The 12,847-nt window shown below is 58.0% G+C and carries 13 protein-coding genes; 1 reads left to right on the top strand and 12 read right to left on the bottom strand.

Translation table 11 applies throughout. The features are described from left to right. Positions 1-60: 60 nt before the first annotated feature. The 10 genes from ACR0LH_RS01905 to alr all read right to left on the bottom strand — a co-directional run bounded on the left by ACR0LH_RS01905 (position 61) and on the right by alr (position 9,659). On the bottom strand, positions 61-705 hold the full coding sequence (locus ACR0LH_RS01905) for an SDR family NAD(P)-dependent oxidoreductase (RefSeq protein ID WP_480719434.1): 645 nt from the start codon (positions 703-705) through the stop codon (positions 61-63). Between the two features lie 42 nt (positions 706-747). Continuing rightward, positions 748-996, bottom strand: coding sequence for a hypothetical protein (locus ACR0LH_RS01900; protein WP_170382986.1), 249 nt, complete (start codon positions 994-996; stop codon positions 748-750). A gap of 268 nt (positions 997-1,264) precedes the next feature. Further along, positions 1,265-2,788 carry an amidophosphoribosyltransferase gene (gene purF, locus ACR0LH_RS01895; protein ID WP_170551584.1) on the bottom strand — a complete coding sequence of 508 codons (1,524 nt, stop codon included), beginning with the start codon at positions 2,786-2,788 and terminating at the stop codon, positions 1,265-1,267. A 625-nt stretch (positions 2,789-3,413) separates the two neighbouring features. Beyond that, positions 3,414-4,031 (bottom strand): CvpA family protein, encoded by a 618-nt coding sequence (locus ACR0LH_RS01890; protein ID WP_170481632.1) that lies wholly within the window; start codon positions 4,029-4,031, stop codon positions 3,414-3,416. 41 nt (positions 4,032-4,072) lie between these two features. Next, positions 4,073-5,437 carry a DNA repair protein RadA gene (gene radA, locus ACR0LH_RS01885; RefSeq protein ID WP_480719905.1) on the bottom strand — a complete coding sequence of 455 codons (1,365 nt, stop codon included), beginning with the start codon at positions 5,435-5,437 and terminating at the stop codon, positions 4,073-4,075. Between the two features lie 120 nt (positions 5,438-5,557). Beyond that, the gene (locus ACR0LH_RS01880; RefSeq protein WP_480680743.1) at positions 5,558-6,202 is read right to left on the bottom strand and encodes a DNA repair protein; all 645 of its coding nucleotides are present in this window, start codon (positions 6,200-6,202) and stop codon (positions 5,558-5,560) included. 286 nt (positions 6,203-6,488) lie between these two features. Continuing rightward, the gene (locus ACR0LH_RS01875) at positions 6,489-6,941 is read right to left on the bottom strand and encodes a paraquat-inducible protein A (RefSeq protein ID WP_480719432.1); all 453 of its coding nucleotides are present in this window, start codon (positions 6,939-6,941) and stop codon (positions 6,489-6,491) included. 161 nt (positions 6,942-7,102) lie between these two features. Beyond that, positions 7,103-7,849 carry an ATP-binding cassette domain-containing protein gene (locus tag ACR0LH_RS01870; RefSeq protein WP_170481639.1) on the bottom strand — a complete coding sequence of 249 codons (747 nt, stop codon included), beginning with the start codon at positions 7,847-7,849 and terminating at the stop codon, positions 7,103-7,105. Beyond that, positions 7,846-8,628, bottom strand: coding sequence for an MlaE family ABC transporter permease (locus ACR0LH_RS01865; protein ID WP_480719430.1), 783 nt, complete (start codon positions 8,626-8,628; stop codon positions 7,846-7,848). Before ACR0LH_RS01865 ends, ACR0LH_RS01870 begins: the two co-directional genes overlap by 4 nt. Beyond that, positions 8,625-9,659 (bottom strand): alanine racemase, encoded by a 1,035-nt coding sequence (alr, locus tag ACR0LH_RS01860; RefSeq protein ID WP_480719428.1) that lies wholly within the window; start codon positions 9,657-9,659, stop codon positions 8,625-8,627. Before alr ends, ACR0LH_RS01865 begins: the two co-directional genes overlap by 4 nt. Before the next feature lie 229 nt (positions 9,660-9,888). On the opposite strand from alr, the gene ACR0LH_RS01855 reads away from it, so the two are divergent. Beyond that, positions 9,889-10,428 carry a GNAT family N-acetyltransferase gene (locus ACR0LH_RS01855; protein ID WP_480719427.1) on the top strand — a complete coding sequence of 180 codons (540 nt, stop codon included), beginning with the start codon at positions 9,889-9,891 and terminating at the stop codon, positions 10,426-10,428. A 1-nt stretch (position 10,429) separates the two neighbouring features. On the opposite strand, the gene ACR0LH_RS01850 is transcribed toward ACR0LH_RS01855, so the two are convergent. Together ACR0LH_RS01850 and ACR0LH_RS01845 are read right to left on the bottom strand one after the other, a co-directional pair. Next, positions 10,430-11,920, bottom strand: a complete 1,491-nt coding sequence (locus ACR0LH_RS01850) for a replicative DNA helicase (protein ID WP_480719425.1) — start codon at positions 11,918-11,920, stop codon at positions 10,430-10,432. Positions 11,921-12,159: 239 nt separating this feature from the next. Then, positions 12,160-12,837: an orotate phosphoribosyltransferase gene (locus ACR0LH_RS01845; protein WP_170481649.1), complete on the bottom strand. Its 678-nt coding sequence runs from the start codon at positions 12,835-12,837 to the stop codon at positions 12,160-12,162. Between the last annotated feature and the right edge of the window lie 10 nt (positions 12,838-12,847).

Here is a 12,847-nt window from a genome sequence, read left to right as displayed (position 1 = left end):
CGCCCGCTTCATCTGGCTAAAAATATCCCCGCCGGAGGCATGGCCCGGAACGGGCCATCCCTAAAGCAAGGCTAGAATCCGCGCTGCCTCGTCTGCTGTGGATGTCAGCGCCTCGCGATCTTCTCCGGGATGGAATCTGGCGCGAACGGCAGTCGGCATAGGTGCGGGTTCAACGATTGACACACGCGGTCCGGTGCGTTCGGTCTCTGCGGCCCAACTGCGCGCCAATGCGATCTGGGCCGCTTTGGTCGCACCGTAAATGCCATAGAATTTCTGACCTGCCTTTGGATCATCGAAAAACACGGCATGTCCAGTTTCACCCAGCAAAGGCGCCACGTATGGGATCAAAATGGACGTCGCCGTTGCGTTGATGCTTGCGGCCTTAGTCCACTCTTTGGGATCTACAAAATGAACGGGCGTCAGGGCCGAGGTGTGGACGGCGGTATGTATCCACAAGTCCACCTTGCCCCAGCGGTCATGGATGCCCCTGCACAGGGTCGCCATCGCGTTGGGATCGGCAATATCCATAGGGGCCAGTGTCGCTGATCCGCCTTTGGCCTGAATGCGGTCGTCCAGTTCTTCAAGCCCGCCGGTGGTGCGGGCAACGGCAACGATGTGGTGTTCGGGCGCCAGTGCCTCGGCAAGGGCCGCGCCTAACCCACGAGACGCCCCGGTGACTAGAGTTATTTTGGTCTGATCGGTCATGCACGCGGTTTGAACCTCTGCGCGCAAGGCGTCAAGACAGGATTAGCTGCCGGGTATCGCGATCCGCTTGGTTTGGCCGCTTTGTCGCAGCATGACACCTTCAGCATCGATTGCGACTACAGTGCCCGAGGAGACACGGCTGCCCAGTTTGACTTCTTTCACGCGACCCGAAGACAAACGCACCAGCGCCCGCATATCGGTTTTCGGGCCAAAGACCCCAAGCAGGGAAACAGAGTTTTTCTTCAACGCGCCCTTCTGCGTGGCAGCGCTTGTGACGGTGGCGTTTGACATGAACTGCGACCGGGGCGCACGGCCCCAGCCCCTTGTGTTGAGTAGCTGGTGGCAGGGGGCTATCAAACGCGCGACCGGAACAAAAGGTGTGGTCGGCGGGCCGTTCCGTCACATGATATGACAGCCCGGCGAACCCATTGCGAACGCGTTTCCTTCGCCAGAGGGTTGTGCGCGGAAATCGACCAATCCGTCAGCGGACGAACATAAAAAAAGGCCCGTTCGCCTAAGCAATTCGGGCCATTTTCGTAACTGATTCGCGATGTGGGTCTTAACCAGAGGCCAGCTTTGCCGCGTTCCACGACCCTCCGGGCACCTGCATGTCCTCACGCTTTTTGCTGACCCGAGTGCTGTTTTCCAGCGTATCCAAGTAGTCTTTGCTGACGCTGCCGGTGATATATTTCCCGTCAAAGCATGAACAGTCGAATGCTTCGATCTCGGGGTTGCCTTCCTTGGCCGCCCAGATCAGGTCGTCGAGATGTTGGTAGAACAGGGCGTCTGCACCCAGCTCTTGCCGAATTTCCTCGATCTCTTTTCCGTTGGCGATCAATTCATGCTTGGTGGGCATGTCGATCCCATAGACGTTGGGGTACTTCACCGGAGGCGAGGCGCTGGCGATATAGACCTTTTTCGCACCAGCCTCACGGCACATCTGAACGATTTTCTTGATCGTATTGCCGCGCACGATCGAGTCGTCGATCAGCAGTACATTATGCCCATCGAATTCCAGCGGTACGGCGTTCAGCTTGCGGCGCACGGATTTTTGGCGCTCTTCCTGACCGGGCATGATGAAGGTACGACCAACATAACGGTTCTTCACCAAACCTTCGCGATACGGGATGCCGGTGATCTTGGCAGCCTCAAGCGCGACAGGGCGGGCGCTGTCAGGGACCGGGATGATCCGGTCAATCTCAAGCCCAGAATCCTGAATCTGCTTGGCCAGAGTTTGCCCCATGCGCATCTGAGTCTTGTAGACTGATACGCCATCCAGCAGCGAATCCGGACGCGCAAGGTACACGTATTCAAAGATACAGGGCGTCAGCTTGCCTTCGACGGCCTGGAATTCGTGCATGTTGCCATCAAGATCGATCAGGATCGCTTCGCCCGGGCGAAGGTCACGCATCTTGTTGAACCCGTTGATGCCAAATGCCACGTCTTCCGAGGCAAAGGCATAGTCGTCGCCGTCACCTTCGGTTTCGCGGATCGCGACAGACAGAGGGCGGATGCCATGAGGGTCCCGAAACGCCAACATCCCGACGCCTGCGATCAGGCAAATGACGGAATAAGCACCCTGAACACGCTCCATCGTCATCTTCACACCGGCAAAGATGTTTCGGATCGGATCGGCGTTGCCGTTGACCTTGATCGCGTCAGCAACCTTGTCGGCCATCACGTTCAAAAGGATTTCCGAATCCGACGTGGTGCGCAGATGGCGGCTGTATTTACCCGTGACCTTCTCGCGCTGTTGCGCGGTGTTGGTGATATTGCCGTTGTGAACCAAATAGATCCCGTAGGGCGCGTTCACGAAAAACGGCTGTGCTTCCGCCGCGCTGAGTGACCCGGCTGTCGGATAACGGACGTGGCCGATGCCAACTTTCCCCATCAGCGTTTCGGCGTCCTTGGAATTGAACACATCTTTGACCAGACCGTTGGCCTTTTTCTCGCGAAAGAATTCTCCGGTATATGTGACGATCCCCGAGGCGTCCTGACCCCGGTGCTGCAACATCAGCAGCCCGTCATAGATTTCCGCAAACACATCATGCGTTCTGCTTGCGATCCCCAAAATCCCACACATGTACGGGCTCCAATTTCTATGACGTTTTGATTTGCGACGAAGGTTGGAACATTCGCATGTTAGCATCTGTGCGCCGGGCGGCTCGTCCGGGCGACGAGTCGTACGCGCCATCGTTGTAACGGGCAGGCGCGAAAAAAGACAGATACAGCAAGATCGGTGGCTCCGATTCCATGTCAGTTCGGCACTCACATAATGCCTATCGCTGCCGGTGTCATCAAAGGATCACACTTGCGATTTGACGCAGGTGGATTTTGCCACAATGCGCGTGAAAAGGTGTCATCTGGTGCGGCTTGTGCTGTCAATTCGATAAAAATGATTGTTTGATAATGCAAATTTTTTAGAGAGTTTCAGGCATGTGGCAGCACAAACAAGGGCAAAAGAAGGAGGAACCGGCTAGGCGCCGGTGTCACCGCTGTCGCGGCATGGGGCGCGCGCCTTGTCAGATCTGCAACGGGGCCGGTGAGATCGTTAAAAGTCGCGATGTTTTCGGGAAGCCAATTTTGAGCCGCTGCGACGGCTGCTTCGGTCTAAAGAGCATCCGCTGTACCGTGTGCGCGGGTGAAGGGTTCAACTGAATTTGCCATAATAGCCGAAGAAAAAAGCCCGGCTTTCACCGGGCTTTCGTTTATTCGGTTGTGGCCGGGGCCGTCGTGTCTTCGGTGGGTGCAGAGCCTTCGACCGGTGCGGCGCTGTCGGTGCAGCTTGCTACCAGTTCTTCGTATTGCTGTGTCACCCAACCAAGGGCCGCCTCGGGATTTTGTTCTTCGATCTTGTCGCTGAATTGTTCAAATACCTTCGCCGAACGGCTTTCGTCGACGATGGTATAAGACTGGCCTGTCATGACCGTGTCGTAGACAAAGAACGCGATGGCAACCAGAAGAAGCCCACGCGCGATACCGAAGAAAAAGCCAAGAGCCTGATCCAGCCCACCCAGCGCCGAGCGTTGCACGACCGACGAAAACAGCGGGGCAAAGATACTGACCACAATCAGGGCAACTGCAAATACAGCGGCAAAACCGGTAATCACCGACAGTTCGCAACTGTCGCGCAGGAAGTCCCCGACCACTGGAATTTCTTTCACCAGCGGTACGACTTGTGGAGCGAAAATAAAGGCGACAACGGCGGCTGCGACCCATCCCGCAATCGCCAAAACCTCACGCAAAAGGCCGCGCGAATAGGCCAGCAGACCTGACACCACGACGATCAGGGCTACCACCCCGTCAATAATTGTAAAACCTTCCATGGCCCTCGCCTGTATTTTTTTCAGCCTCTTAAGGCGTTACCTTAACCTGCTCCGAAGGTTTCGCCAACAAACCCAACCAAATCAGAGGGTCGGGTGAGTGTCAGACCTGCCACAGTACCCGTTTTGCCACCCGCCGGAGCTATGGCTGATGTGAAACCAAGTTTTTGGGCTTCTTTCAACCTATTTTCGGTTTGAGGTGCCGGTCTAAGTGCCCCGGATAATGAGATTTCTCCGAATACGACTGTATCTGCAGGCAAGGCAGAGTCCTCGCGCGCGCTGAGCAACGCGGCAGCGACTGCAAGGTCGGCCGCGGGTTCGCTGACCTTCAGGCCACCGGCCACGTTGAGGTATACGTCAAGCCCGGTGAAGGGCACGCCGCACCGCGCTTCAAGCACCGCCAGGATCATGGCCAACCGTCCGCTGTCCCAACCCACTACGGTACGGCGCGGCTGAGAATGTGGGGAAGGCGCGACAAGTGCCTGTAATTCAACCAGAACCGGTCGCGTGCCCTCGATACCTGCAAAAACAGCCGAACCGGGGCTGGGGGCGCCGCGTTCGGACAGGAACAAGGCCGAGGGGTTCGTGACCTGCGCAAGTCCTTTTCCCGTCATCTCGAACACGCCAATCTCGTCGGCAGGGCCAAAGCGGTTCTTGACCGCGCGCAGGATGCGGAACTGGTGGCCGCGCTCGCCCTCAAAATACAGCACCGTATCGACCATGTGTTCGACGACCCGAGGACCCGCGATTTGACCCTCTTTGGTGACATGGCCGACCATGATGATCGAGATGCCGTGTCGTTTCGCAAACGTGGTCAATTCATGCGCTGCGGCCCTTACTTGTGACACCGAGCCGGGGGCGCTGTCGACATTGTCTGCCCACATGGTCTGAATCGAGTCGATAATGGCAAGGCCGGGCTTTTCAGCCTCGAGCGTGGTCAGGATGTTGCGCAGGTTTGTTTCGGCAGCCAGTTGCACCGGTGCGTCTTCAAGCCCCAAACGACGCGCGCGCATCCGTACCTGTGCGCTGGCTTCCTCGCCGGACACATAGATGGTTTTGACGCCAGCACGCGAGAAGCGGGCGGCGGCCTGCAGCAGCAGAGTGGATTTGCCGATTCCGGGGTCTCCGCCCACCAGCAAGGCCGAGGCCGGAACAAGCCCACCACCCAGAACGCGGTCCAGTTCATCAACCCCGCAGAGTGTGCGGGGCGGGGGTGTTTCCTCGGTCGACAGGTCCGTGAGTGCGATGGGCTGGCCACGTTTGCCGCCGAGGGATTTTTTTGCAGGGCCAGCCGAAATGGGGACATCCTGCGCAATCGTGTTCCATTCGCCGCAACTGTCGCACCGCCCGGACCAGCGGGAATGGGTGGCACCACAGGCCGAACAGGAAAAAGAAGTCGTCTTCGCCATGCCGCCCTTGGTGCCCGAGGACGGTCGGTTCTTCAAGCCCTTAAGGGCTTTCCTCACCGACGGTGGCGCGCTGCGTCCTCAGACCCTATGGGTCATCGTCCGCAGCGGGCGCTGACGCGCCTATTCCGCAGCACGCGGTGGCGACATCGCAATAACGCTGGATTCCGAGGTCTCGCGCTCTTCGAGCGGCGCCTGCAACTGTGCGGACAGTTCCGGCAGAAGCTCGAACAACTCATCGCGCAGCCTTGCGAGTTGGGACTTGGCGATGGATTCCTCAATCTCGATATCGCGTGTCCATTGTCGCAGTTCCTGCTGGATGGTCTGGGCGTCGCCGATCCGCTGCTGGAATTGCTCAATCTCTTCCTGACGCTGTTGCAGGAACATACGCGCACGCGAAACCTTGGCGTCGCCGTAGGTTTCGGCCAGTTCGTGACTGATCTGGCTCATTTGTGCGGCCAGTTCCAGGATTTCAGGCTCCAGCGATTGCAGGTCTGGGTGGTGGCGCAGAAAGGCCATCCGTTCCTTGACTGCATCGAATTCCGAGGACAGCAGAAAGGTATTTCCGCGATCCGCAGCGTGGGCCAACTGGTATGCGTAAGAAATATCCTGCATGTTCAAAGCAAATTTTCGATGAGCGTTTTCCAGCGCCATCATGCGGGCGTTTGCAGGCAGATAGAACGCCAGCATAAGAATCAGGACGGTCAATCCAATTTGAATGAACATACCCGCATCGACATACGTGCCCGAGCCGAAGGCGGCTTGCATGGACAACCACGGAAGCACGCCAAGCGCAGATAAAAGCGTGGTCGCAACAGATAAAAGCGCCGCAGCGCATATTAGGAAAAAAGTAAGTCTTAAAAAGGCATTCTGAAATTGCAAAGTGATATTATGGAGGGCGGTCATGACAGACGAACTCCTTCTCAAACCGGCACAAACCAGGTCAGAGCGGAGGACAATTAACACACACAGATTGATCCGCTGCGGACCTGAAACTACTAATTGTTGCTGCTCGAAATATTAAGATGATAGCCAGATGAAGGTTTTCAATCAATCAGGTCTGAGCTTTTCGTGAATTGGATGTCATTTCCGTAATGTATCCCAGCGCGATTGAGGCCATAATACAGGCTGTAAACAGGTACAGCCCCCACGCAGTTTCGATGGTGGCATAGGAGATGCCCTTGGCCAGCGTGATGTAAAGCGCGATTAGAAAGATGTCGGCCATCGCCAGTTTGCCCATGATATTCAGCGCGGGTTGAACGCGGGCGTCCAGCAGGTCCCACTGCACCAACGCGGTGCCGATCGTCTTGATATAGGGCGCGAACAAGGCAAAGACGGTGACGATCAGCGCAAGGAAGATGTCAGACTTCCACAGGGATTGCAGGCCGGTGATGACGCTGATCTCGCTGAGGCCGAAGATCGGCAGAAGCCCCGCGCGCATCAGTGGGGCGAACCACGCGATGGGGTAGAGGATCAGCAGCGAGATGGTGGCGAGGCGAAGGGTCATTGGCAAGTCCAGATTAAGCATCTGAACATCTATGGGGCAGAAAAACAGGCTGCAAGTTTTTCGTCGTTCCTACATATGACGATTCAAGTGCTTACGATACATCTGTGCTTGGAATATGCACCACCAAGACTTTGGAATGGCGGATCCCAGACAGGGACCAGCTACCGCACCGCCTCAATCGGTCCCTCGGCACTGCCGCTGATGAACTGCTCCACGTAAGGATCACCCGAGGCATCCATTTGCCCAACGGGACCAGTCCATTGGATCACGCCTCCGTGCAGCATGGCGACGTTGTCGGCAATCGCGCGGACAGAGCTCATGTCGTGGGTGATGGTCATCGCGGTGGCGCCCATCTCGGTCACGATCTCGCGGATCAGGTCGTTGATGACGCCGGACATGATCGGGTCCAGACCTGTGGTGGGCTCGTCGAAGAAAATGATCTCGGGCTCGGCGGCGATGGCGCGGGCAAGGCCCACACGTTTCTGCATCCCGCCGGACAGCTCAGACGGGAACCGGTCGGCCACGTCGGACTTCAGACCAACGCGGCGCAGTTTCTCAATCGCAATCTCGCGCGCATATTCCGGTGGACGTTTCAACGGGCCTCGCAGCAGGCGGAAGGCCACGTTTTGCCAGACAGGGAGCGAGTCAAACAACGCCGCGCCCTGAAACAGCATCCCAAACCGCGCCAGAAACGCATCTCGGTCACCCTTGGTCGCGTCCTTGTCGTCTACATAGATCATGCCGCTGTCGGGCTTGATCAGGCCAAGAATACATTTCAGCGCCACGGACTTGCCGGTTCCGGACCCGCCGATGATGACCATCGAGGTACCCTTGGGAATCTCAAGGCTCATGCCGTGCAGAACCTGATTGGAGCCAAAGGCCTTGTGTACATTGTCCATCCTGATCATACCGAGAAGAACACCCCTGTCAGAATGAAGTTTGCGGCCAGAATCATGATTGCGGCGGATTCGACCGAGGATTTGGTCGCCCGACCGACGCCTTGCGCGCCGCGTCCTGAATTCATGCCGTAGTAGCAGCCCATGATCGCCGCGATCAGGCCAAACGCCGCCCCTTTGACCAGCGATGAGACGATGTCGCGTGTTTCAAGGAAATTGACTGTGTTTTGCAGATAGGTCGCGGCGTTGAAGCCCAGATTCTCGGTCGCGACGACGTACCCTCCGGCGATGCCGATGATATCCCCGATGCCCACCAGCAGGGGCACGGTAATCAGCGCGGCCAAAACGCGGGGCGCTGTCAGGTATTTCATCGGGTGGGTCGACAGTGTCACCAACGCGTCGATCTGTTCGGTCACTTTCATGGTCGCGATCTCAGCCGCGATGGACGAGGTCACACGGGCGGCGATCATCAGGCCGACGAGAACCGGGCCAAGCTCGCGCACCATGCCAATCGCAACGATCTGCGGCACCACGGCCTCGGCGTTGAAACGTGCACCGCCTGCATAGATTTGCAGCACCAGCGCACCGCCGGTGAAGATGGCCGTCAGGCCAACAACCGGCAGAGACAGCCATCCGATATTCATCAGAGCAACAGCAAATTCGCGCGGGTAATAAGGCGGCCGGAATATGTGCGAGATCGCATCCACGGTAAACAGGGCCACCTTGCCAAAGGTCGCAAGCAGGGTCAGCACTGCGCGACCAAGACCGCCCAGCAAGTCCAGCGCGCTCATTCCACGTAGCCTCGGGAATATCGCGCGCCCAGCGATGTAAGAATTTCATATCCGATGGTGCCGGCGGCCTCGGCCAGATCATCGACGGTCTGATGACCATTCAGGATGCGCAGACGCTCGGGGTCTTTGGGCAAATCGGTGACATCGACGGTAATCAGGTCCATCGAAATACGCCCAACGACGGGGCAGGGCTGACCACCTGAAAAGGCGTCGATCCCGCCTCCAATCGCCCTGTGCAGCCCATCCGCATAGCCTGCGGCGACGGTTGCAATGCGCGATGGCCGCCGGGCTGTCCAGGTGTTGCCATAGCCGACCGTCTCTCCGACTTCCAGTTCGCGTACCTGTATGACCGGCAAGTCTACGGTCACCACCGGTTTCGCGTCAGCAAATGGCAACCCGCCATACAGACCGATACCCGGACGGCAAAAGTCGAAATGGAATTCGGGGCCAAGCAGCGTTCCCCCAGTGGCCGCCAGCGAGCGCGGCGCGGAAATTCCATCAGTCATCTCGCGGAAGGTGCGTAGTTGCTGCTGGTTCATGGGGTGGTCAGGCTCGTCCGAGCATGCCAGATGCGACATGACAACAACCGGTTTCAGGGGTTCAACCCTGGGGCGCAGTTCCGCCCAGTCCGCCGGTTCAAGGCCCAGGCGGTTCATACCGCTGTCCAGTTGAATTCCGAACGCCTGATCGGGCAGGGCTTCGACGTGGCGCTGGAACTGTTCGGGCGAATTGATCAAGGGCGTCAGGTCATGATCGCGCAACAGGTCGGTGTCGCCTTCCATATGGCCCGAGAACACGCCGATCATTGGCACAGGCCCAACCGCCTGCCGGACGGCGGCCCCTTCTTCCGCTGCTGCCACAAAGAACTTACGCACGCCTTCCTCGGCCAGCGTCGCCGAAACAGGCTCGGCCCCAAGGCCATAAGCGTCGGCCTTGACCACTGCGCCGGTCTCGACATTGGTTTTCGCGTCGAGCGCCTGCCAGTTGCTGGCCAGCGCATGAAGATTGATCGTCAAACGTGCGGTACTCATGGCTCTGTTCATGACATTGGATTGCGGCAGGTCAAGGGGGTACGCGCCGATAATTACCTCGATTGATCGGAACGTGGGCGACATGTGGCCTGTATTTTGAAGTAGGCGCACCAATTTGCCGGTCGGGTTTTCATTTTTACGGGTGCGCTATTGTGTTTAACCTGTGATCAACAGCGGTCTGTCCGGGGAATCGTTCACCTGAGTTATGGCCACAGGAAAGAGAGCGAACATGATTGAATTCACGTCGGGATACGCTGGTTTCGAGGCGCAAATACCATCGTTTTATGGGGAGGTTTTTACCTCCTCCGAAGGGGCCGCCGAAGGTCAGGCTTTGACGTCGTTGGTACAGGACTTAATGGCGACACGCGACGACGATCTGCGCTGCTATCTGGCACACGATGGTGAAGTTCTTTTGGGGTGCATTTTGTTTTCGCGCCTGTTTTACGATGAAGACCCGCGCAACGTCGTTTTGATGTCGCCGGTCGCCGTAAAAACCGATCGCCAGAAAGCGGGGATTGGGCAGAAGCTAATCCGTTTTGCGCTGGATGATCTGAAAGGGCAAGGCGTTGATTTCGCGATAACTTACGGTGATCCCGCTTACTACGGTAAAACAGGTTTCAAGCCGATGACTGAAGATTTTGCCCGGCCGCCCCAAAAGCTGAGCCAACCACAGGGATGGATTGGGCAGTCGCTGGCTGGGGGCGATGCGGCCCCTCTCTCGGGTCCGTCGCGCTGCGTTCCCGCATTTGACAAACCCGAGCTGTGGTAGGTCAGTAACCCTCGATCTGGCCGTCCTGCTGCCAGGGTTTGACCAGATTGCCGAAACGGGTGAACTGCGCCTCAAACGACAGCTCGACGGTGCCGATGGGACCATGCCGCTGCTTACCGACAATGACTTCGGCCTTGCCGTGCAGACGCTCCATCGCCTGTTTCCATTCTTCCATCTTTTCCAGCTCGTGATCGCCGGGCTTTTCGCGTTCTTTGTAGTATTCCTCGCGGAACACGAACATCACCACGTCGGCGTCCTGCTCGATCGAGCCTGATTCCCGCAGGTCGGACAGTTGAGGGCGCTTGTCGTCGCGGCTTTCCACCTGACGCGAGAGCTGAGACAGCGCGATGACCGGGATGTTGAGTTCCTTGGCGATGGCCTTCATGCCCATAGAAATCTCGGCAATCTCGTTGACGCGATTGTCGGACATACCGCGGCACAGTTGCAAATAGTCGATCACCAGCAGGTCCAACCCATGCGTCCGTTTCAACCGCCGCGCGCGCGCCGCAAGTTGTGAGATCGGCAGGGCAGGGGTGTCGTCGATGAACAGCGGGCAGGCTTCCAGTTCTTTCGCGGCGTCCACGAAGCGGCGGAATTCTGATTCCGTCATGTCGCCCTGACGGATTTTGTGGCTGGAAATTTCGGACGCTTCGGCCAGAACCCGGCCCGCCAACTGCTCGGCGCTCATTTCGAGCGAGAAGAACCCGACCACGCCGCCGTCAACCGCCCCTTCGGATCCGTCGGATTTGGTGCCGCGTTTGTAGGCTTTGGCCACGTTGAACGCCACGTTGGTCGCCAGCGAGGTTTTCCCCATCGACGGACGCCCCGCCAGAATGATCAGGTCCGAGGGGTGCAACCCGCCAAGCTGTTTGTCCAAATCGGCCAGACCGGTGGAAATCCCCGCCATGCCACCGCCGCGCTGGTACGCTTCGTTGGTGACGTTGACGGCTTCTGTGACCGCCTTGAGGAAGGATTGAAATCCCTGTTCGGTCTGGCCCTGCTCGGATAACTGATAAAGCTGTTGCTCGGCCTCGACGATCTGTTCTTTCGGTTCGCTTGAGACATCAACCCGCGCCGCCTTGTCCGAGATGTCACGGCCCAGCCGGATCAACTCGCGCCGGATGGCGAGGTCATAGATCATCTGGGCATAGTCATGCACCGCGAACGCACTGATCGAGGCACCGGCCAGTTTGACCAGATAGGCCGGACCACCCAGTTCCTTCAGGCCCTCATCCTCGGCCATGAAAGATTTCAGCGTCACGGGCGAGGCCAGCGCGTTCTTGGCGATGCGATTGGCCGCGACTTCGTAGATGCCGGCATGAACCGGGTCATAGAAATGCTCGGCCCCGATGATCGAGGCCACCCGGTCATACAGATCATTATTCGTCAGGATCGCGCCCAGAAGCTGCTGCTCGGCCTCGATAGAGTGCGGCATGGTTTCGGCGTTCTGAATCTGCGCCGCTGCCTGCTCGATACTGCTTATCTCGTTCATTTTGTCCCCGCTGCCCGTGCGACAGTTCTAATCAATCCGGCACCGACAGGGCCATCTGTAAATCTCTGAAGATAAGTCGCGTATAACTCTGCTTCAGCTTGGGATAAGTTTGGACAACTTTGCCAAAGAACATCGCGCGGCGCAACATTTAGTGCGACGCCATGTTCACGGCACTAGATGCAAGTGCTCTGGGGGCGATTCTGTGGCGAGTTACCCCCAGCTTATACACAGGTGGTTTTTTAGCTCTTGTGGGCTTCCTGCCATCCACGCGGGTCATTCAGGAAAGCCTCAACCCCATCAAGTGTCTCTGCATCAAAGGCTTTCTGCGCCTTGGCTTCGGCCAGAACATCCCACCAGGTGCACAGGTGGTGCAGTTGCACGCCGTGGTCGCCCAGCGTCTTTTCCGTTTCGGGGAAGATGCCGTAGTAGAAGATCACCGCCGTATGCCCGCAGGTCGCGCCGGTGTCGCGGATCGCATCCACAAAGGACAGCTTTGATCCGCCATCGGTGGTCAGGTCCTCGACCAGCAGCACGCGCTCGCCCTCGCTCATCGCACCCTCAATGCGCGCGTTGCGGCCGTACCCTTTGGGCTTTTTCCGAACATAGGTCATCGGCAGGGCCATGCGTTCAGCAACCATCGCGGCAAAGGGGATGCCTGCGGTCTCGCCACCGGCGATGTTGTCGAACGCCTCGAACCCCGCGTCGCGCATCACGGTGACGGTCAGGAAATCCATCAGGGTCGAGCGGATGCGCGGGTATGAGATCAGCTTGCGGCAGTCGATATAGGTCGGGCTGGGCAGGCCCGAAGCCAGCGTAAAAGGTTCGCGCGAATTGAAGTGGACGGCCTTGATCTCCAGCAGCATCCGCGCGGTCAGGCGGGCGATTTCGGTGCTGTCGGGGTACGAGCTGGGGATCATGATGCAAACC

This window comes from Ruegeria sp. CL6 (genome assembly GCF_056536465.1).
The sequence above is the reverse complement of the archived record's forward strand: the minus strand, read 5'-3'. Positions and strand labels throughout refer to the sequence as shown.

What these genes read in the sequence shown, in the direction of transcription:
- ACR0LH_RS01905 (WP_480719434.1), bottom strand. Translation starts at nt 705, where the DNA reads ATGACCGATCAGACCAAAATAACTCTAGTCACCGGGGCGTCTCGTGGG.
- ACR0LH_RS01900 (WP_170382986.1), bottom strand. Translation starts at nt 996, where the DNA reads ATGTCAAACGCCACCGTCACAAGCGCTGCCACGCAGAAGGGCGCGTTG.
- purF (WP_170551584.1), bottom strand. Translation starts at nt 2,788, where the DNA reads ATGTGTGGGATTTTGGGGATCGCAAGCAGAACGCATGATGTGTTTGCG.
- ACR0LH_RS01890 (WP_170481632.1), bottom strand. Translation starts at nt 4,031, where the DNA reads ATGGAAGGTTTTACAATTATTGACGGGGTGGTAGCCCTGATCGTCGTG.
- radA (WP_480719905.1), bottom strand. Translation starts at nt 5,437, where the DNA reads ATGGCGAAGACGACTTCTTTTTCCTGTTCGGCCTGTGGTGCCACCCAT.
- ACR0LH_RS01880 (WP_480680743.1), bottom strand. Translation starts at nt 6,202, where the DNA reads ATGCAAGCCGCCTTCGGCTCGGGCACGTATGTCGATGCGGGTATGTTC.
- ACR0LH_RS01875 (WP_480719432.1), bottom strand. Translation starts at nt 6,941, where the DNA reads ATGACCCTTCGCCTCGCCACCATCTCGCTGCTGATCCTCTACCCCATC.
- ACR0LH_RS01870 (WP_170481639.1), bottom strand. Translation starts at nt 7,849, where the DNA reads ATGATCAGGATGGACAATGTACACAAGGCCTTTGGCTCCAATCAGGTT.
- ACR0LH_RS01865 (WP_480719430.1), bottom strand. Translation starts at nt 8,628, where the DNA reads ATGAGCGCGCTGGACTTGCTGGGCGGTCTTGGTCGCGCAGTGCTGACC.
- alr (WP_480719428.1), bottom strand. Translation starts at nt 9,659, where the DNA reads ATGAGTACCGCACGTTTGACGATCAATCTTCATGCGCTGGCCAGCAAC.
- ACR0LH_RS01855 (WP_480719427.1), top strand. Translation starts at nt 9,889, where the DNA reads ATGATTGAATTCACGTCGGGATACGCTGGTTTCGAGGCGCAAATACCA.
- ACR0LH_RS01850 (WP_480719425.1), bottom strand. Translation starts at nt 11,920, where the DNA reads ATGAACGAGATAAGCAGTATCGAGCAGGCAGCGGCGCAGATTCAGAAC.
- ACR0LH_RS01845 (WP_170481649.1), bottom strand. Translation starts at nt 12,837, where the DNA reads ATGATCCCCAGCTCGTACCCCGACAGCACCGAAATCGCCCGCCTGACC.